Here is a 19054-nt window from a genome sequence, read left to right on the forward strand (position 1 = left end):
GCTGCTCGAATCAGCCGGTGATCGTCGAATACATCCGCTACCGCGTGCCGAGTGAGCGGACCGGCGCCTTCGAAGACGCCTACCGCCGGGCGGCGGTGCCGTTGAGCCGGGCACCGCAGTGCGTCGACTACGAACTGACCCGCTGCGAAGAGGACACCGAGTGCTACGTGCTGCGCATTCGCTGGACCTCCACGCGCGACCACCTCGAAGGTTTCCGGGGTAGCGAGCTGTTCGGTGAGTTCCTGGCGGAAATCCGTGACTACGTGCCCGCCATCGAGGAAATGCGGCACTACCGGCAGATCGGTGTCGAAGGCAACGGTGCCGCTGTGCCGACGCTCTACGAATGGGCGGGTGGGGCGCCGGCGCTGGACAGGTTGTTCACCGCGTTCTACCGGCGGGTGCCCGAGGACGAAGTGCTCGCGCCGGTGTTCGCGGACATGCACCCCGAGCACGCGAAGCATGTCGCGACCTGGCTCGTTCAGGTGTTCGGCGGGCCGGAGGCGTACGAGGGCGGGCACGCTCGCATGGTCGGCAGGCATCTCGGGCGGGCACTCACCGAACGGCAACGGCGGCGCTGGGTCACGTTGCTGATGGACACCGCCGACGAGGCCGGCCTGCCCGCCGACCCGGAGTTCCGCTCGGCCTTCGCCGCGTACCTGGAATGGGGCAGCCGGATGGCATTGCTGTTGTCCCAGCCGGATGCCGAGCCGAACCTGGACGAACCGATGCCGCGCTGGGGATGGGGCGCGATCCGGCCCTGGCAACCGGCTTAGAGCGCGGCCAGCCTGCGGTAGGAATCCAGCAGCGCCGAGCGGTCGAAACCGCTGGTGGTGATCAGGAATTCGTCGGCGGCGGTGAGGTGCGCGAGCTTTTCCAGCTCCTGCGCCACCTCGTCGGCGGTGCCATAGATCTGACCACGCAGCGAATCCTCGAAGTACTCGCGCTGGCGGTCCGTCATCTCGACGGCACCCACTTCCGCGGGCGAAAGCAGGGGCGGGAACTCGCCGCGGGTGCGTGAATAGGCGCTGGACCAGGCTTCCGACACCAGCAGGTCCCGCGCACGCTCGCGGGTTTCGGCGACCGCGACCGCACGGCTCACCACCACGTATGGCGCCGAACCCCACGGGCCGGGGCGGAATCGAGCGCGGTAGCGCGAGATGGTCTGCACCATCCGGTCGTCACCGCCGATCGCGGCGATCACCAGTGGCAGGCCGAAGTCGGCGGCGTTGTCCGCGCCCGCGCCGGTGGCGAGCACGAACGGGGAGACCGGGAGGCCTTCGGACGGGCGGGCGTGCACGGAGGGGTGCACGTCCTGGTCGCCGGTGAAGTACCCGAGCAGTTCCCCGAGCTGCGCCGGGAACGCTTCGGCGTCGGCCTTGTCGTGCCCGAGCGCGCGGCGGATCCCACCGGTGAAGCCCACCGAACGGCCCAGTCCCATGTCGATCCGGCCGGGGTACAACGCCTCCAGCACACCGAACTGCTCGGCGACCACCAGCGGCTGGTGGTTCGGCAGCATCACCCCGCCGGTGCCGACGCGGATGCGCGAGGTGGCGGCCGCGACCGCGGCGGCCAGCACGGTCGGCGCCGAGCCCGCGATCCCGGGGACCGAGTGGTGCTCGGACACCCAGAACCGGTGGTAACCGAGCTTCTCCAGCTCGACGGCGAACCGCACGGTGTCGCGCAGCGCCGCCGCGTGGGTCGAACCCCGCGGCGTGGGCGAGCGGTCGAGTACCGACAACCGGTCCGGAATGGTCACACCGGTTCCAACGCCAGTCAGTACCGGACATTCCCGTTGACCCCGGGTTATCGCCTGCTTACCGTCCGAAGTGCTCCCCTTTCCCCTTCCGGAGGTCTCAATGGCGAGATCACTGCTCAGTGCCGTCGTGTCCGCGGCCGTCCTGCTCACCCTGGCCGCCGTGCCGGCGCAAGCCGCGCCGACTCAGGCCGCGGCGGCCATCTGCAACAAGTACTGCGAACCAAGGGATCCGGCGCTCGCGCCCCAACCCCGGCAGGCGGTGACCGCGGACCTGGCCGGTCGCCGCTACGCCCTGCTGTTCGACGATTCCGCCGCGATGGGCTGGGCCTCGGTGTCCGGCGGCACGGGCGGTGACGAGGTCTGGCTCGACCGCTCCTTCGACGGCGGGCACACCTGGGCCTCGGGCAGCAAGCTCGGCGCCACCGCGGTCCCGGCCGGGGCCACCGGCTGGCGCACGCTGATGTACAACGTGGACGACTGGGCCAACCGGGGGGTCGGCGCGCTGCGGGCGTGCGGCAGACCGGCAGGCCAGACCGCCATCGCCTGCACCGCCTGGGCCCGGACCACCTGGAACGCCTGGGACCGGCGCACCGCCGCGGCCACCGGGCTGATGCAGTTCTACGACAACGGGACCGGCCTGTTCCGCACCACCGGCTGGTGGAACGCGGCGAACGCGCTCACCGGCGTCATCGACGGCATCCGCGTGTCCGGCATGGACAGCTACCGGTACGCGATCGCGAACACCTACGACCGCAACCGGTCCGCGCAGGACGGCGAGTTCCGCAACGAGTACCTCGACGACACCGGCTGGTGGGGCCTTGCCTGGGTGGCCGCCTACGACCTGACCGGCGACAGCCGCTACCTGAACACCGCGCGGATCGACGCCGAGCACATGGCCGCGTACTGGGACGGCGTCTGCGGCGGCGGGGTGTGGTGGCGGACCGACCGGCCGGTGAAGAACGCCATCACCAACTCGCTCTACGTCCAGCTCAACGCCGCACTGCACAACCGGATCCCCGGCGACACGGTGTTCGGGCAGCGGGCGAGCGCGGGCTGGGCCTGGTTCAGCGCCAGCGGCATGATCAACTCGTCGAACCTGGTCAACGACGGGCTGACCAGCTCGTGCGTCAACGACGGCAAGCCGGTCTGGTCCTACAACCAGGGCGTGCTGGTGGCCGGGCTGACCGAGCTGCACCGCGCCACCGGGAACGCCGGGCTGCTGACCAGGGCCAGGCAACTGGCGAACGCCTCCACCACCGACGGCACGCTCAATCCCGGCGGAATCCTGCGCGACCCGTGCGAACCGGCGAACTGCGCCGCCGACGGGCCGAGCTTCAAGGGCGCCTACGCCCGCGGCCTCGGAAAGCTCAACAACGCGTTGCCCGACCGTCCCTACACGACCTACCTGCGGCGACAGGCCGACTCCGCCCACGCGCACAATCGCACCGCGCTCAACACCTACGGACTGAGGTGGGCGGGCCCGTTCGACTTCGCCGATGCCGCCCGCCAGCAAAGCGCGCTCGACCTGCTCAACGCCACCCCGTGACCGCTCGAATTGCGCGCCCCCAAACCGGCGCGTAGCCTCGCAGAAAAGCGACCGTTCGGGTGATTTCCTTACCAGCAAGGAAAACCGGCGGTTTCTCCCTGCCGAGGTGGTGCTGTGCGGGACAACGAGGCGGCTTACTCCGACGTCCTGCCCGCCGACCCGACGGCGCTGGCCCCGGCCAGGCACGCGCTGCGTGCCTGGCTCACCGCCTGCGGACTGCCCGACGAGGACGTGCAGGACGTGCTGATCGCCGCCGGGGAGGCCTGCGCCAACGCCATCGAGCACGGCTACCGCGGCACCAGCACGGACAAGGTGCTGGTGCGCGCGGTGTTCGGGGTGGACCGCCTGGAGATCGTGATCAGCGACCGCGGCACCTGGCGGCCGCCACCGCTGGACCGGGGCACCCGGGGCCACGGCCGCCGGATCATGGAACAGCTGATGGACAAGGTCACCATCGACGGCGGCACCGAGGGCACCACCGTGCGCCTGGTCAAGGACCTGCCGCCGGCCTGAGTGAGGCTCAGGCCGGTTCGGCCGACATCTCCGCGACGAACTTCTCCGCGATGGTGTGCAGTTTCACGTTCTCCCGCTGGGACTGGCTCACCAGCTCCTGGAACGCCTGATCCGCGGTGAGCCCGCGCGCCGCCATCAGGATGCCCTTGGCCTGCTCGATCACCGCGCGCGACTCCATCGCCCGCCGCAGTTGTGCGATGTGCTCCTTCGCCTGGAGGTACCGGTGCGTGCCGCGCACCGTGGTCTCCACCATGACCGTGTACATCTCCAGGTACTTCTCGTCGAGCTCGCGGAAGCCGTGCGCGCCGAAGCCGAACAGGTTGATCGCGCCGACGAAGTCCGAGGCCACCGTCAGCGGTGAGGCCAGGTAGCTGCCGATGCCCAGGTCGTGGGCCACCGTGGTGAAGTCCGGCCACAGCTCCACGGCCGTTTCCACCTCGACCCGGATCACCTTGCCGGTCTCCATCGCCCGCAGGCACGGACCGTCGCCCTGCTCGTACTGCTTGCCGTCGATCTCGGCGGCCCGGTGATCGGTCGCGGCGGCGGTGCGGTAACCGCCGCCGGACGCGCGCAGGGTGATGCTCGCGACATCCGCGCCGGGAACCACTCGGATCACCTGTTCGCAGACGGCCTGCAGCACCGGCCCCATCTCGTCGGCGTCGCCGAGCGCGGCGGCCAGGTCCTCCAGTGCCCCGGTGACCTCGTCCAGGTGTCTCAAGGACTGCTCCACAGTTTCCATGTCATCCCGCTCCCAGCCATCGCCGGGAACCCGCGGACGCGTGCAAACCCGGACTTCGCTCCGAAATTCGGCCGCTGCGTCTCAACGGAACCGGACGCGATACTAGCCGAGATCGCGGCGGCGACGACGGTGTCGCTGCACGCCGAGAGTGGCGATCACGCCGGCGAGCACACCGGCGGCCGCGGGCAGCGCCGACGCGGTGCGCCGCGGTGGCAGTACCGGCCGGATCACCACCGGCGAAGGCGGCCGCACGCTCACCGGGGCGTCGCGAGCGGTCGCCGTCCAGGCGGTAAGAAAGACCAGCATCCGGGACACCAGCGAGATGAACACCAGCACGCCGATGACCGAGCCGAACGCGGCACCGGTCGGTGAACTGCTCACCAGCCGCAGGTAGATCCCACCCGCCTGCTTGAGCAGTTCGAACCCGATCGCGGCGGCGATCGCGCCGCGGACAGCGCTGCGCGTGCCGACCGGCTGCCGCGGCAGCTTCACCAGCACCCAGAGGAACACCAGCGCGTTGGCGACCAGGGCCAGCACCACCGAGCCGACGCCGAGCAGCGTCGGGGCCCAGCCGGTGTGGTCCAGACCGGTCAGCCGCAGCACCCAGTCACCGAACGCCCCGCCGGACACGGTCAGCGCGAACGACACGATCAGCGCGACCACCAGGCTGAGCAACGCCAGGAAGTCCTTGAAGATCATCTGGAAGAACGGCGGGTCGGTGCGGTCCTGGTCCCACATCGCGGTCAGCGCGTCGCGCAGCGAGTTGATCCAGTTCCAGCCGGAGTACAGGCCGATCAGCAGCCCGAACACGCCGACCGAGGTGCGCTGCTCGATCAGCTTGCCGAGCAGTTCGCCGACCCCCTCACCGAGCGGACCGGGCACCACGCGGAGGATGCCGTCGGACAGTTCCCGCAGCAGCTCCGGCTGGCCCGCGAGCACGTACCCGGCCACCGAGAACGCCACCATCAGCATCGGCACCACGGACAGCAGGCTGAAGTAGGTGATCGAGGCGACGTAGTGGTAACCGTGGTAGCCGATGTACCGGTCGACCGCACGGAAGAGGTGGTCGATCCACCGGTGACGGGCACGGAGTCGCGCGGGAAGAGTGTGCACGGACCATTACTAACCGCTGCGGTGCCGGAAGTCTGCACGACCCGCCCGGATGAGGGAGGCCGGGGCGAATCCCGGCACCGTCCGAAGCGGACCTAACGGAGCGTGGCCCAGAAGTCCAGCCGGTGGTCGCGGGCGAAGTCGGCGTGCCGGATGCCGTCCGGGCCGGGTGCGAGCGTCTGCGTGGCCCGTCGCGGCCAGTCGGGCAGGCCTTCACCGGCGGGCGCGCCGGTCCTGGCGAAACCGGTCCAGTAGTGGATCATCTTCTCCGAGAGTTCCTTCTGCGGCGGCGTCGCGTCGCGGTCGAAACCGGCGTCGCGGAACAGGTATGGCACTTCGGCGGCGTGGTAGGCCCCGGTCGGGAAGGTGTCCGGGAACGGCAGGTACGACGGTGCTTCGCGATCGGCGAATTCGTAGGTGTACAACGGATTCCGCGCGCTGATCAGGTCCGCCAGCCGATCGGTCCCGCGTGCCCACAGGCGATCGGTGAGCAGATCGGCCCAGGCCACGCTGGGCGACGGGAAGCGGCTCAAGGGGTACTCCGCGGCGATCTGCTCCGCCTTGTCCCCGAAAGCGGTTCGCAGCAACTGCGGGTACTGCTCGGCTGTCACCGGTTGCCCGGCCAGCTCGTAGAACAGGCCGACGAACGCGCGGTGCTCGTCACGGGTCATGCCGAGCAACACCGGAACCTGGTGGAACTTCCCCTGTTCGTACCCGGCGTCCGGCGCGTCGGGCAGCACCTCGTTGCCGTACGCGACGGCCTGGAACACCCGCATCAGCGGGAAAAGCTGCTCCGGCGGCAACGCGCGCAGGCAGTCGACCGCGGTGGCCGGATCGGCGCACCCGAACTGCGCGGCCATCGCGGACCCCACGCCGGTCACCTCTTCGGTGCTGCGCCAGGCCATCCACGGACCGGCTTCGAGGCCGGGCATCAGCGAACCGGCGGGCAGGTCCAGCAAGGTCATCGGGCTCTGCATGACGGCCTTGTGGAACAACCCGGCCGACGCGGGCGCGAGCAGGTGCGCGCTCACCGACTGGGCGCCGTAGGACTCGCCGAAGAGCGTGACGTTGCCGGGGTCGCCGCCGAACGCCTCGATGTTGTCGCGCACCCAGCGAAGCGCCGCCTGCTGGTCCTGGAGGCCGAAAGTGCCCGAACCGGCCAGGCCCGGATAACCGAAGGCACCGAACACACCGAGCCGGTAGTTGACCGTGACCACCACGACGTCGCCGGTGCGCACCAGCGCGGCCGGGTCGAACATGCTGCCGCCGCCGACCACACCGTCCCCGTGGATCCACACCAGCACCGGCTTGCCCTCGCCGGTTTTCGGCGCGGTGACGTTGAGGAACAGGCAGTCCTCGTTGGTGCTGCTGGTCTTCGCGTACTCGGTGCCCTCCTGTGGGCACAGGTTGCCCGGCTTGGTGGCGTCCCGGGTTTCGGTCCAGGGTTCGGCGGGTTGCGGCGCTTGCCAGCGCACGGGCTTCGCCGCGTAGGGAATGCCGAGGAACTGGCGCTGGTGCTCGGTCACCACCCCGCGCACCGGACCGGCGTCCGGACTGGCGACGTCGGCCGGTTCCGGCGCGGCGCAGGCGGTGGTCAGCAGGAGCAGCGCGGCGAGCGCGGCGGCGATCCTCATGGGGCCCTCCGGGTCGCGAGATCGAACAGGGTCAGGAGTTCCTCGGTGTAGACGGCCAGGTCCAGATCCGGCTCGGCGCGCAGCTTGAGGAGCAGGCCGTCACGCGCGGAGCGGATGGCCATCGCCATCACGTCCGGGTCGAACTCGCGGAACTCCCCCAGCCGCTGGCCGGCGCGTAACAGTTCGGCCAGGCCGCGCAAGTCCGCCTCCAGCAAGGGGTCCGGGCCGTCGGCCGGTTCGGCGCGCGCGACGTCCAGCATGGCCAGCAGGTGCGTGCGGTGGCTGGCGGCGAACTCGACGTTCGCCGCGATGAACGCCCGCAACTGGGCGGCGGGGCCCTCGGCGGTGTCCGTGCGCTCCAGCACGAATTCGGTGAACTCGGCCAGGACCGCGCGGACCACCTCGTCCATCAGTTCGCGCTTGTTGGCGAAGTGGTACGAGATCAGCCCGGTACTGCTCAGTCCGGCCTGCTTGGCGATACGGCCGAAGGAGGCCTTCGCGTAGCCCTCGGCCGCGATCACCGCCACGGCGGCGTCGACGATCTGCTTGCGGCGGGCCTGTTCGGTCACGGATGCCATAGTTGCTCACTCAAGCTAGTTTTTGCTCAACTGAGCAAGACGGTACCGTGCACCGGCACCGACGCGCAAACGGGGGAACACATGGAGTCCTGGCACCACTGGCTGGACAAACTGGAAGCAAACGGCTTCGCGGTTCGCGGTTCGCTGAAGGCGGGCGCGACCGACGCCGACTTCGCCGCGCTGAAGCGGGAAACCGGACTCACCCTGCCCGCCGAGCTGGAGGCGCTCTACCGGCTGGCAGACGGTCAGGCAGGCGACCGGTCGTACTCGGCCACCGCTTACGTTTTCCCGCAGTACCGCTTCCTGCCGCTCGAACTGGCGATCGCGGAATGGCGGTTCTGGCAGGAAGTGGCCGAGCAGGAAGGCGCGCACGGCATGGCCGAGCACGCCGAAGCGGTCACCGTGCCGGAGCCGGAGAAAGTGGCGTGCGAGTACTGGATCCCGGGCTGGCTGCCGATCACGCTCGACGGGGGCGGCAACTCGATCGCGGTGGACACCGTGCCGCTCGACGGCGGTACACACGGGCAGATCATCATCATGGGACCGGACGAGGACGAACGACGCGTCCTCGCGCCCGGCATCGACGCCTATCTACAAGCGCTCGCCGCCGCGGAACTCGAATTCGAGTCCCACGACGGCGAGCGCCACTGGGATGTCCGGGGGTTGACCTAAGCAGTGTTTTTAAGCGGCGGAGCCGCTTGCTGTGGGCCATCACCTCGCACCGGCGCGGGTTCTCAGGCGTCTTCTCGCGAGGACAGCTTCATCCGTGGTGAATCGGTTATTCATGAGGTGGAGCTCCCGGAGCGAGAAGACGCCTGAGGTTCCGCCACCCGCACCGCCACGCAAACCAGCTTCAAACCAATCGCTAGATCCCGTCGATCAGGCGGACGGCGATTTCCGGACTGAACTGGCCCGCCGGAACGCCGGCGCCGATCCCGCAGTCGCCGTCGGAGTCACCGGGGACCTTGACCCACAGCAGCAGGTCCGAACCGCCACCGATCTGCGACGGCACGCCGAGCTTGCGCCCGGCCGGGTTGCACCAGTCGTTGCCGGGGCCGTTGCCGTTGCGGCTGGTGTCCACCACGAATGTTTTGGTCAGCCCGCGCGCGGCCAGGCCGGACTTCACCGCGTTCCCGTAGGTCACGTTGTTCGCGGTGGTGTGGTAGTTCGACACGTTGAGCGAGAAGCCGCGGACGTTGGCCACCCCGGCGTCGGCGAGGCGCTGCACGGTGGTCGCGGCCGGGTGCCAGCCGGAGTGCCCGGCGTCGAGATAGACCCAGGTGTTGGTGGCGTAGGTGCGCAGCTGCTCGGTGGCGTACTTCAGCAGGCTCATGCGGACCTTCTTGCCCGCCTCCGGAACGCAGTCGAGCTGCGCGAGCGCGTCCGGTTCGAGGATCACCACGCTCGGCTTGCCGCCGATGCCCTTGGCGAACTCGGCGATCCAGGTGCGGTACTCCTCCTCGGACTTGGCACCGCCACCGGAATGGCTGCCGCAGTCGCGGCCGAAGATGTTGTACGCCACCAGCACCGGCAGCTTGTCGACCACGTCGGCGGCGTAGGTGTACTGGTCGGTGGCCGTGCGGATGTTGCCGCTCCAGTCACCGAACCAGCGCGCGCCCGGTCTGTCGGCGATCGCCTGGCGGATCTTGGCGGCACGCGAGTCGCCGGGATGGTCGCGCACCCACTTGCGCGGATTGGAGTCCGGGTCCACGTAGAAGCCGTTGGTCTTCTCCAGCGGATTGCCCTCGGCGGCGACCGCGGCCACCGGGGCGGCGGTGACCAGCAGGGCGAGGGTGCCGAGTGCGGCGGCAAGACGGCGCACGGGAATCTCCTGACGGGCAGGGAACAAGGGGGACATTCGATCGTGGCACGTGCCCCGGCCGCCGCCCAGATGACATTTGTCAGAAATCAGGACAGAAATTTTCCACCCGCAAGCCTTGTCTCCACCGACTGCCGCGGGCTAATTTGTTGTGGCTAGCAACAAACGGAGCTCCGCCCCCACCCGCGTCCCCACGAGGTGAGAGCTGATGTCAACGAAGATGTCGAAAGCCGCGCGCCGGCTGCTGGTACCGCTCGCGGTGCTGGCCACCGCCGGCGTGCTGACCGTACCGCTGAGCAACGCCGCACCGGCCGAACCGGCCGCCGTTACGTTCGAGGACAATTTCGACGGTGCCGCGGGCAGCGGTGTCGACGGCGGCAAGTGGCAGTTGGAAACCGGCGACAACGGCGGGAACAACCACGAGCTGCAGTACTACACCAGCGGCACGAACAACGCCGCGCTCGACGGCAACGGGAACCTGGTGATCACCGCCAAGAAGGAGAATCCCGCCGACTACAACTGCTGGTACGGCCGGTGCGAGTACACCTCCGCGCGGCTGAACACGGCGGGCAAGTTCACCCAGACCTACGGCAAGTACGAGGCCCGCATGAAGCTGCCGCGCGGGCAGGGCATGTGGCCCGCGTTCTGGGCGCTGGGCGAGGACATCGGCACCAACGGCTGGCCGAACTGCGGTGAAATCGACTTCATGGAGAACGTCGGATTCGAGCCGAACAGCGTGCACGGCACCCTGCACGGCCCCGGCTACTCGGGCGCCGGTGGCATCGGCAGTGTCTACAACGGCCCCAACTTCTCCGACGACTTCCACACCTTCACCGTCGAGTGGGCGCCGGAAAAGATCACCTGGGCGGTGGACGGCAACGTGTACCAGACCCGCACCCCCGCCGACCTGAACGGGAACCGCTGGGTGTTCGACCACCCGTTCTTCATGATCCTCAACCTCGCGGTGGGCGGTGACTGGCCGGGCTCCCCGGACGGCAACACGCAGTTCCCGCAGCAGCTGGTGGTCGACTACGTGAAGGTGACCAACTGAGTCACCGGATCTCGCTGAGGTCGGCGCCCTTGGTTTCGCGGCTGCTGAGCACGGCAACGCCGGTGATCACCATGGTCACCACCAGATAGGCGACGACCGCCCCGGCGCCGATGCCGTCGACCAGTGCGACGGCGATCAGCGGCGCCGGGGCTCCGGCGATGATCGAAGAACCCTGGAACACCAGCGAAGAACCGGCGTACCGGCAGTGCGTCGGGAAGAGTTCGGCGATCCACGCCGCTTCGGGGCCGGCGAGCAGGCCGTGGAAGAACGCGCCGACGCAGACGCCGAGCCACAGCAGCGGCAGGCTTTCCCAGTGCACCAGCCAGAAGAACACCGGCGCCCAGACCAGCAGGGCGGCCGTCGGCACCAGCATCGCCACGCGGCGGCCGACTCGGTCGGACCACCAGCCGCCGCCGACCATGCCGATCAGCTGGCACACCGAAGCGAAGGTGACGGCGAGAATGACGTCCTCGCGGTCGAAGTCGAAGTAGTTCGTGGCGTAGGCGACCACAAAAACCGTGTAGATGTAGAACGCGATGTTCTCGCCGAGCCGCATGCCGAGGCCGCGCAGCACGGACTTCGGCCGCGCCAGCGCTTCGAGCACGCCCGACCGCGGCGCCTTCTCCGCCCCGGCCCGCGCGGCCTGGAACACCGGCGACTCCTCGACCCCGCGGCGGATCCAGAACCCGACCACCAGCAACGGCAACGCGAGCAGGAAGGCCAGCCGCCAGCCCCAGTCGCCGAGGTCGGTGAAGCTCCCGATGACGCTGAGCACAAGGGTGGCGAGCACCGTGCCCGCCGGCGCCCCGGCCTGCGGCCACGAAGCCCAGAACCCGCGGCGGCGCGGCTCGCCGTACTCGCTGACCAGCAGCACCGCCGCGCCGAACTCCCCGCCCAGCGCGAAACCCTGGATCATCCGCAGCACGACCAGCAGCACCGGCGCGAGCAGCCCGGCGTCGGCGTAGGTCGGCAGCAGGCCGATGGCCGCGGTCGCCGAGCCGAGCATGGCGAAGGTGATCACCAGCATCGGCTGCCTGCCGAACCGGTCGCCGAGGTGGCCGAACACCACGCCCCCGAGCGGGCGGGCGACAAAGCCGAGGCCCTGGGTGGCCAGCGCGAGCAGCAGTTTCGCCACCGGATCGTCGCCGGGGAAGAACAGCGGCCCGAGCACCGTGGCCGCGAGCAGCCCGTACAGCGCGAAGTCGTACCACTCGAGCACAGCACCGGCCATGCTGCCGGCCAACACCCTACGGAACCCCATGATCGCCACTCTCGCAAGTAAGCTGGGTTCCTGTCGAGATTCTGTCGAGACCGGAGGATCGCGGTGACCGAGGAAGTGATGGCTCGGATCGTCGCCGCGATCGAACTTTCGGTGAGCGGTGCTCGCGAAGCGGCCCGCGAGCGGTTCACCGAGTTGTGGGCGGAGACCATGGATCCGCTGCACCGCTGCATGATCGCGCACCACCTCGCCGACCAGCAGGACGACGTGCACGAGGAACTGCGCTGGGATCTCGTCGCGCTCGAACTGGCCTCGTCGATCACCGACGAGCGGGCCACCGAGGTCGGCGCCATCGGCCCGGTGCGGTCGTTCTACCCGTCGTTACACCTGAACGTCGGTGACGCCTACCGCCGGTTGGGCGAGCTTTCCCTTGCGCGGCACCATCTCGACCTCGGCTTCGCCGCCGTCGGCACGCTGAACGACGACGAGTACGGGCGGCTCGTCAAGACCGGACTGGCCCGGCTGGCACACGAGCTGGAGTCGGCTTGAGCCGACGGGCCCCGAGTGCGGCGGGCACGATCAGCAGCGCCACCACCCCGGCCACCGCCATCGCCACGGCGAGCCCGGTCATCGTGGCCACACCGCCGATCACCGGCGGACCGCCGAGCAGCCCGGCGTAGGCGACCGTGGTGACAAAGCCGAGTTCCCGCTCACCACCGGTGCCGCCCGGTTCGCGGCCCGCCGCACCGGCGAGGTCCATCGCCAGCGGGAAGCAGAACGCGAGCCCGATCCCGGCGAGCGCGAAGCCGAGGTAGGCGGCCGTCCCGGACGGTACGACGGCGGCCAGGAACACCCCGGACGCGGCCAGCGCGCCACTGCCCACCAGCAGCCGGTACGGGCCGAACCGCCGCTGCGCGCGTTCACCGGTCAGCCTGGTCACCGCGATCGCCACGGCGAACACCGAGTAGGCGGCCGCCGCTCCGGCCTCGCCGAAGCCGCGCGCGTCCACCAGGAACAACGCCGACCACTCCGCGCAGGCACCCTCCGCGACCGCGGCGCACACCGCGACCCCGGCCAGCAACCACAACCGGCCGCGCGACATCACCTGACGGTAACCACCCGCCGGGCGTTCCTCGGCGGCCGGGCGCTCGCCGGGCACCGCACGCACGGTCACCACCACGGCCACCAGACCCGCGGCACCGACCACGCCGAACTGGACCGCCGGTTCGACGACAAGCGCCGCCGCCCCCGCGGCACCGAGCGAACCGGCCAGCCCACCGAAGCTGAACCCGGCGTGGAAGACCGGCATGAGCGGCCTGTCCAGCTGCCGCACCACGGCCACCGCGCCGATGTTCATCGACACGTCCACCGCGCCCATCAGCCCGCCGAGCAGGGCCAGCGCCAGCCCGAGTGTCCACACCGAACCAGCCAGCCCGAGCAGCGGCAGCAACAGGCAGGCGGCGGGCAGGCAGACCGCGAGCACCGGCCGCGCACCCCAGCGCGCGCACGCCTTCGCCGCCGGTGAGGCGGTCAGGATCATCGCCACGCTCGGGCCGAGCAGGGCCAGCCCGAGCCCGCCGGTACCCGCCCCGGCCTGCTCGGCGAGCGCGGGCACGCGGGCCGCCCACGATCCGTAGAGCGCTCCATTGACCACGAACGCCACGGCGACCGCGGTGCGCGACGAAGGCAAGCCGAACTCCTACTGGGTGCGAAACGGCGTATTCGCCCGTAACATTAACCCCACCCAACGACAGTGTTGAACACTCGGCCGCCGACGATGCCCGAGGGAGTGAGCGCGCGCCCATGTCAGCCCTCTGGGGAATTTCGTTCGACGGCACACCGATCTCCGGACTGATCGTCGAGTTCGTCAAGACCGCCCGCTTTTTCCACGACCGGGGAATTCGGGTCCACCTCGACCTGGGATACGACATCAAGGCGGACAAGAACGCCTTCTTCCGGCCGTACACGGACGAATCCGACCTGCTGCCCGAGTGGATCGAGCTGGACCGGATCGAAGCTATACAAGGGATCGACGGTTACACACCGGAGCTGGTCACCGCGGTGCTGACCGAGGTGATCGGCCGGGGCGACGACTCGCGACTACGGTCGGTGATGAATTCGGCGATCGCCACCCTGCGTGACCGAATTCTGGACAAGTGGACCGAACTCGGCATTTCTTTCGTGCTCGTCGAGAATGGCACCCTGCCCGAGAACATCATCTACACGCGCGCGCTCTACCAGGCGATCGAGGAATACGGCAACCGCCATCGGCTGGGTTGTTTCGTGCTCTGGCGCGACCACGATCTGATGTGGCAGAGTGAGCCGAGCAGCGGTAAGTACGGGCAATTCCCCTATCCGCACACGCCCGCCCCGGCGCACAGCCCGTTCATCCACTACGTCGCCCTGCACGAAGAGGCGCGGCGGCGGACGCTGGAGTGGGCGCCGCACCTGCGCCGGATCAGCGTGCTGCCGAACACCTTCACCCACCGGCCGGCCGAGGTGACCGGGCACAACGCCGGTTTCCGTGCCGCACACGGCATTCCCGAGCACGTACCGCTGATCGCCCGGTTCACCAGGATCGTGCCGCAGAAGCGCATCGACCGCGACCTCCACCTGATCGCCGCACTGCCCGGCACCCATCTGTTCGTAGCCGGTGATCCGGCCGAACACCCTGGTGAATTCACCAGACTTTCCGCACTCGCCGATCAGCTCGGGGTGCGCGACCGCGTGGTCTTCGGCGGCCGGCTCTCCCCGCACGACGCCGAGGTCGGCAGGCCCGGTTACTCCGTGCGCGACCTGCTCGCCCACGCCCAACTGGTCTCCTTCCTCACCTCCTACGACTACGAGAGCTACGGCAATCCGATCGGCGAGGCCATCGCCTCCGGTGTGCCGTATCTGACCAGCCGCTACGAGCTGTACCAGACGGTCTACGGCGACAAGGGCTTCCGCGCGCCGGTGCTGGACGTGCGCCGGCACGACCTGCCCACCCAGTCCTTTGTGGACGAGGTGGCCGAACTGATCCACGACGAGACAAAAAGGGCGAAGATGGCGGAGCACAACTACGCGCTGGGCCGGCGGCACTTCGGCGAAGGACGGGCTGAGCGCCTCCTCGACGAGCTGTTCCTCGCGCCGATGGGCGAGCACACCCGGATCAGCGTGGTGCTACCGGTGTTCAACGAGGCGGCGAACCTGCCGACGGTGCTGGACTCGCTCTACCACCAGCAGGGCATCGACCGGTCGGCGTACGAAGTCGTGCTGGTGGACAACAACTCCACCGACGACACGGTGGCCATCGCGCGCCGGTTCGCCGAAGCGCACCCGGACCTGGCGCTGCACGTGGTGCCCGAACCGGAGCAGGGCGTGGCCTGCGCCCGCCGGACCGGAATGGACTTCGCCAGCGCACGCAGCAAGAACCGCGGCACCGGCGCGGACGAGCGGTTCCTCCTGGTCTCCGCCGACGCCGACTGCCGGGTCGACCCCGACTGGCTGGCCGAACTGCTCGCCGCGATGGAATCCGGCAAGGCGGCCATCGGCGTCTGCGACTACTACTACTCACCGGAGCACTTCACCGGCCGCCCGCGCCTGTGGGACGCGATCTCACGCACGCTGCGCTGCCGGGCCGTCACCTTCGCGCTGTTCGGCGGCTTTCCCGACGGCAAGGGCTTCGCCGTGGACCGCGACGCCTACGACCGCGTCGGCGGCATCGAGATCTTCTACCAGTTGCAGCACGGCAAGTTCGTCAACCACCTCTCCGACGACTGGGACTTCGGCATCAAGGTCCGCGGTTCGGGCGAGGAGATCCTGTACGCGCCGAAGTCGCGGGTGGAGATCAACCCGCGCCGGGTGGACCACGCCATCGACGAGGTGATCACCGGCCGCGCCTACGGTTCGGACGGCATCATCGTGATGCGCGACATCCGCGTCGAGGACCCGAAACCGGCCCGCGAATCGGATCTCACCGAGGCGGAAGCCCAGCAGGCGTGGGAGTTCTCCATCAAGGACTTCACGCCGAAGAACACCATCCTGCCGGTGCTGCTCACCCCGTCCCTGCTCGACGACGACGCGGTGATCGAGTTCTTCGGCCCCGACCTCGCCGACCGCCTCGGCAGGCGGATCGCCGAGATCAAGGACGAAATGCGGGTCACCGACTTCACCCCGATCCACTCGTACAAAACTCCTTGCTACCGCTTGTACTTCGAGTTCGCCGACGAGCTGTTCGCGCGCCTGCGGGCCACGGTCGGCGAGGACATCGGCTATCCGCCGCCGCTGCCGCCGTGCTTCGACGACGTGCCGCCCGAGCGGTTCGCCGAGTTCGTGAAGTACTACTGCGAGGACCGCGAATCCGGCGACGCGCACAACTACTTCGGCAACGGAGGGGTGTTCTGAATGACGATGACCTACGAGCAGGCGCTGGCCTCCCTGCGCGAAACCGACGCGACCGCACCGGTTCCGGCCGTGCTCGACGTCCTCACCGCACCGGAGAACCGGCATCTGCTGGAGTACGTGGTCGAAGACCCGTTCGGCGCGCACGTCTTTCCCGGCAACGAACCGGACTACGCCCCCGAGTCGTTCCTGGCCGATCTGGAGGCCCAGCTCGCCGACTCGGCACCCATCCACCTGTGGTCCTACATCCCGACCTGCGCCTACCGCTGCCGGTTCTGCCAGTACCCGGTGGTGCTGGTGAAGGGCAGTCCCGAGGTGACCGACGCCAAGGCGAGCCAGTGGGTCGACTGGAACATCCGCGAGGCGCGCCTGTGGCTCGAACAGGTCCCGTCGCTGGCCACGGCGCCGGTGGGCGAGTTCAACGTGTTCGGCGGCACGCCGTCGCTGCTGCCGAAGCACGCGATCCGGCGGTTGCTCGAGTTCTACCGCGAGAACTTCGGCTTCGGCCCCGAGACCACGATCCGGTTCGAGGGCGACCCGAGCACGTTCACCCCGGACAAGCTCGAACTGCTCGCGGAACTGGGCTGCACCAAGCTGTCCAGCGGAGTGCAGTCCTTCGACGACCCGGTGCTTCAGCAGTCCGGGCGCGAGCACAGCGCCGAGATGTGCGTCGAGTTCATCCGCAACGCCCAGCGCACCGGCTTCGACTGGATCAGCATCGACCTGATGTACGGCCTGCTGGACCAGACCGTCGGCAGTGTGCGGCGCGACCTGGAGATCGTGCTCGCCGAGCAGCCGACCGCGGTGGTCTGCACCAAGCTGCACCTCAAGTCCTATACGGACACCCGCACCGGGGTGGCCGGTGTGCAACCGGCCGCGTGGCAGCTGCCCGACTACCGCGACCGGCTGGTGGCCGCCGGGCACCGCTGGCCGCCGCTCGGCGAGCAGTACCAGATGCGCGAGGTGCTCACCGAAGGCCTCCGCGCCGGCGGTTACACCGAGCACCCGACGATGTACTTCGCCAGGGACGGGCTCGGGCCGGAGAAGTGGAAGTCGATCATGGTCGACCAGGACCGGCAGGAGGCCGAGGTGGCGATCGGCCTCGGTGGCAGTTCCAGTTGCCGCGCCTCCGAGGCGATCACCGACGTGCACTGGAAGCGGTACTCCGAGGCGGTGGAAGCAGGCCGCATCCCGCTCGGTTCGGCGACCGGTTTTTCCGCCTCCGCGCAGGAGGCGCGGGCGATCAAGATGGCACTGTCCACTTTGCAGCCGCTCGACGACGGCCTGCACCGCAGCCGCTTCCCCGGCAGTTCGCTGTTCGCCGAGCCGTGGCGCGCGCAGTTCGCCTCGCTGGCCGAGCGCGGCCTGCTCCGGCTGGACGAGCGGGCCGGGCGCGTCGAGCTGACCCCGGACGGCGAGGTGCTGGTCGAGGCCATCATCAACACCGAGCTGGACGCCACGAGCGAGCTGGCCCCCGCGCTGTCACCGTAAGCTACCGGGGTGCCTGCACCCCGGAAGCGGAAGCCGACGCTCGACAGCGTGGCCGAAGCCGTCGGTGTGTCCAGGGCGACGGTATCGAACGCGTTCAACCGGCCGGACCAGCTCTCGGCCGACCTGCGCGAGGAGGTGCTGCGGACCGCGCGCCGCCTCGGTTATCCGGGGCCGAACCCGGTGGCGCGCAGCCTGGCCACCAGCCGCACCGGGGCGATCGCGTTCATGCTCGACACCCCGCTGCGCGCGGCGTTCTCCGATCCGGCGCTGTCCATCACCCTGGACGCGCTGTCGACCGAAGTGGACACCGAGGGTTACGCGCTGCTGCTCATTCCTGGCGGGGATGACGGCGGGCCGCGGGCCGAGCGGGTGCTCGCCGCGCAGGCAGACCTCGCCGTGGCGTACTCGCTCGCCGATGGCGCGCCCGCGTTGAAGGCGGTGAAGCAGCGCCGGTTGCCGTTGGTGGTGATCGACCAGCCGATCGTGGCGGGCGCGGCGGTGGTCGGCATCAACGACCGCGCCGGGGCCGCTGCCGCCGCCCGGCACCTGCTCGACCTCGGGCACCGGCGGTTCGGCATCCTGTCCGCGCAGTGCCTCTCCACCCCTCGCGGCGGCCCGCTGTCACTGGCGGACGCGCGGCGGAGCCGATTCCGGGACAACCGCGAGCGGATGATCGGCTACCTGGACACGCTCGAAGCGGCCGGACTCGATCCGGGGGCGGTGCCGATCTGGGAGACCTCCGGCCTTTCCCGGGCCGAGGCGCAGGTCAGCGCGCGGGCCGTGCTGGAAACAAGCCCCCGGCCGACGGCCGTGCTGTGCATGTCCGACGAGCTGGCGATCGCCACCCTGGCCGCGGCGGGCGACTTGGGCCTGCGGGTGCCGGAGGACCTGTCGGTGCTGGGCTTCGACGACACCGCCGAGGCGGGCTGGACCACCCCGGCGCTGACCACCGTGCGTCAGGACCTGGCAGGCAAGGGCCGCGCAGCCGGACGAATGGCCCTGGACCTACTCGCCGGACGACCGGTACACCAGCCGATAACCCTGGAAACCGAACTGATCGTGCGCGGCTCGACAGGACCGGTGGCTTAGTTTCTCGATCCCGCGGTGGAGCCCGGCTGCTTTAGTGCCGGCCGCGACCGCGCCTCGACGCGAACGGCGGCACGGGTCCCGAACCCGACAGCGAGCACAAAACCCACGGCGCCAGTGGCGGCAGCG

General features: G+C 69.5%; 16 protein-coding genes and 1 pseudogene. 9 read left to right on the top strand and 8 right to left on the bottom strand.

Annotation, left to right across the window (positions count from 1 at the left end):
- Positions 1-17: 17 nt before the first annotated feature.
- Positions 18-773: a group II truncated hemoglobin gene (locus tag YIM_RS41075; RefSeq protein WP_153035494.1), complete on the top strand. Its 756-nt coding sequence runs from the start codon at positions 18-20 to the stop codon at positions 771-773.
- On the opposite strand, the gene YIM_RS41080 is transcribed toward YIM_RS41075, so the two are convergent.
- Entirely contained in the window at positions 770-1756 is a 987-nt protein-coding gene (locus YIM_RS41080; RefSeq protein ID WP_228004339.1) for an MsnO8 family LLM class oxidoreductase, read from the bottom strand. The genes YIM_RS41075 and YIM_RS41080 overlap by 4 nt on opposite strands.
- 100 nt (positions 1757-1856) lie before the next feature.
- Here YIM_RS41080 and YIM_RS41085 point away from each other — a divergent pair, with 100 nt between their 5' ends.
- Complete coding sequence (locus YIM_RS41085) at positions 1857-3302, top strand: glycoside hydrolase family 76 protein (protein WP_153035495.1); 1446 nt, start codon at positions 1857-1859, stop codon at positions 3300-3302.
- Positions 3303-3416: 114 nt separating this feature from the next.
- Positions 3417-3815, top strand: a complete 399-nt coding sequence (locus tag YIM_RS41090; protein WP_153035496.1) for an ATP-binding protein — start codon at positions 3417-3419, stop codon at positions 3813-3815.
- A gap of 7 nt (positions 3816-3822) precedes the next feature.
- On the opposite strand, the gene YIM_RS41095 is transcribed toward YIM_RS41090, so the two are convergent.
- The 4 genes from YIM_RS41095 to YIM_RS41110 form a co-directional block, all read right to left on the bottom strand.
- Positions 3823-4554: a GAF and ANTAR domain-containing protein gene (locus YIM_RS41095; RefSeq protein WP_153035497.1), complete on the bottom strand. Its 732-nt coding sequence runs from the start codon at positions 4552-4554 to the stop codon at positions 3823-3825.
- A 102-nt stretch (positions 4555-4656) separates the two neighbouring features.
- Positions 4657-5667 carry a YhjD/YihY/BrkB family envelope integrity protein gene (locus YIM_RS41100; protein WP_153035498.1) on the bottom strand — a complete coding sequence of 337 codons (1011 nt, stop codon included), beginning with the start codon at positions 5665-5667 and terminating at the stop codon, positions 4657-4659.
- A 92-nt stretch (positions 5668-5759) separates the two neighbouring features.
- Positions 5760-7298 carry a carboxylesterase/lipase family protein gene (locus tag YIM_RS41105; RefSeq protein WP_153035499.1) on the bottom strand — a complete coding sequence of 513 codons (1539 nt, stop codon included), beginning with the start codon at positions 7296-7298 and terminating at the stop codon, positions 5760-5762.
- A complete protein-coding gene (locus tag YIM_RS41110; protein WP_153035500.1) occupies positions 7295-7876 on the bottom strand; it encodes a TetR/AcrR family transcriptional regulator in 582 nt (193 codons plus the stop codon). The genes YIM_RS41105 and YIM_RS41110 overlap by 4 nt, the downstream gene beginning before the upstream one ends.
- Before the next feature lie 81 nt (positions 7877-7957).
- On the opposite strand from YIM_RS41110, the gene YIM_RS41115 reads away from it, so the two are divergent.
- Complete coding sequence (locus YIM_RS41115; protein ID WP_153035501.1) at positions 7958-8548, top strand: SMI1/KNR4 family protein; 591 nt, start codon at positions 7958-7960, stop codon at positions 8546-8548.
- A gap of 193 nt (positions 8549-8741) precedes the next feature.
- On the opposite strand, the gene YIM_RS41120 is transcribed toward YIM_RS41115, so the two are convergent.
- Positions 8742-9698 carry a glycoside hydrolase family 6 protein gene (locus YIM_RS41120; protein ID WP_228004340.1) on the bottom strand — a complete coding sequence of 319 codons (957 nt, stop codon included), beginning with the start codon at positions 9696-9698 and terminating at the stop codon, positions 8742-8744.
- 217 nt (positions 9699-9915) lie between these two features.
- Here YIM_RS41120 and YIM_RS41125 point away from each other — a divergent pair.
- A pseudogene (locus tag YIM_RS41125) lies at positions 9916-10743 on the top strand (family 16 glycosylhydrolase); the annotation flags it as partial.
- Positions 10744-10747: 4 nt separating this feature from the next.
- Here YIM_RS41125 and YIM_RS41130 read toward each other — a convergent pair.
- Positions 10748-12007, bottom strand: coding sequence for an MFS transporter (locus YIM_RS41130; RefSeq protein WP_153035503.1), 1260 nt, complete (start codon positions 12005-12007; stop codon positions 10748-10750).
- 63 nt (positions 12008-12070) lie between these two features.
- Between YIM_RS41130 and YIM_RS41135 the strand changes: the two genes are divergently transcribed.
- The gene (locus YIM_RS41135; RefSeq protein ID WP_228004342.1) at positions 12071-12514 is read left to right on the top strand and encodes a hypothetical protein; all 444 of its coding nucleotides are present in this window, start codon (positions 12071-12073) and stop codon (positions 12512-12514) included.
- Here YIM_RS41135 and YIM_RS41140 read toward each other — a convergent pair.
- A complete protein-coding gene (locus YIM_RS41140) occupies positions 12468-13655 on the bottom strand; it encodes an MFS transporter (RefSeq protein ID WP_153035504.1) in 1188 nt (395 codons plus the stop codon). The two genes, YIM_RS41135 and YIM_RS41140, sit on opposite strands and share 47 nt — an antisense overlap.
- A gap of 113 nt (positions 13656-13768) precedes the next feature.
- On the opposite strand from YIM_RS41140, the gene YIM_RS41145 reads away from it, so the two are divergent.
- The 3 genes from YIM_RS41145 to YIM_RS41155 are packed head-to-tail and all read left to right on the top strand — an operon-like array spanning position 13769 to position 18928.
- Positions 13769-16351 (top strand): glycosyltransferase, encoded by a 2583-nt coding sequence (locus YIM_RS41145; protein ID WP_153035505.1) that lies wholly within the window; start codon positions 13769-13771, stop codon positions 16349-16351.
- Entirely contained in the window at positions 16352-17839 is a 1488-nt protein-coding gene (locus YIM_RS41150) for a radical SAM protein (protein WP_153035506.1), read from the top strand.
- A gap of 9 nt (positions 17840-17848) precedes the next feature.
- Positions 17849-18928 carry a LacI family DNA-binding transcriptional regulator gene (locus YIM_RS41155; protein ID WP_153035507.1) on the top strand — a complete coding sequence of 360 codons (1080 nt, stop codon included), beginning with the start codon at positions 17849-17851 and terminating at the stop codon, positions 18926-18928.
- Positions 18929-19054 lie beyond the last annotated feature (126 nt).

This window comes from Amycolatopsis sp. YIM 10 (assembly GCF_009429145.1).
Classification (GTDB): domain Bacteria; phylum Actinomycetota; class Actinomycetes; order Mycobacteriales; family Pseudonocardiaceae; genus Amycolatopsis.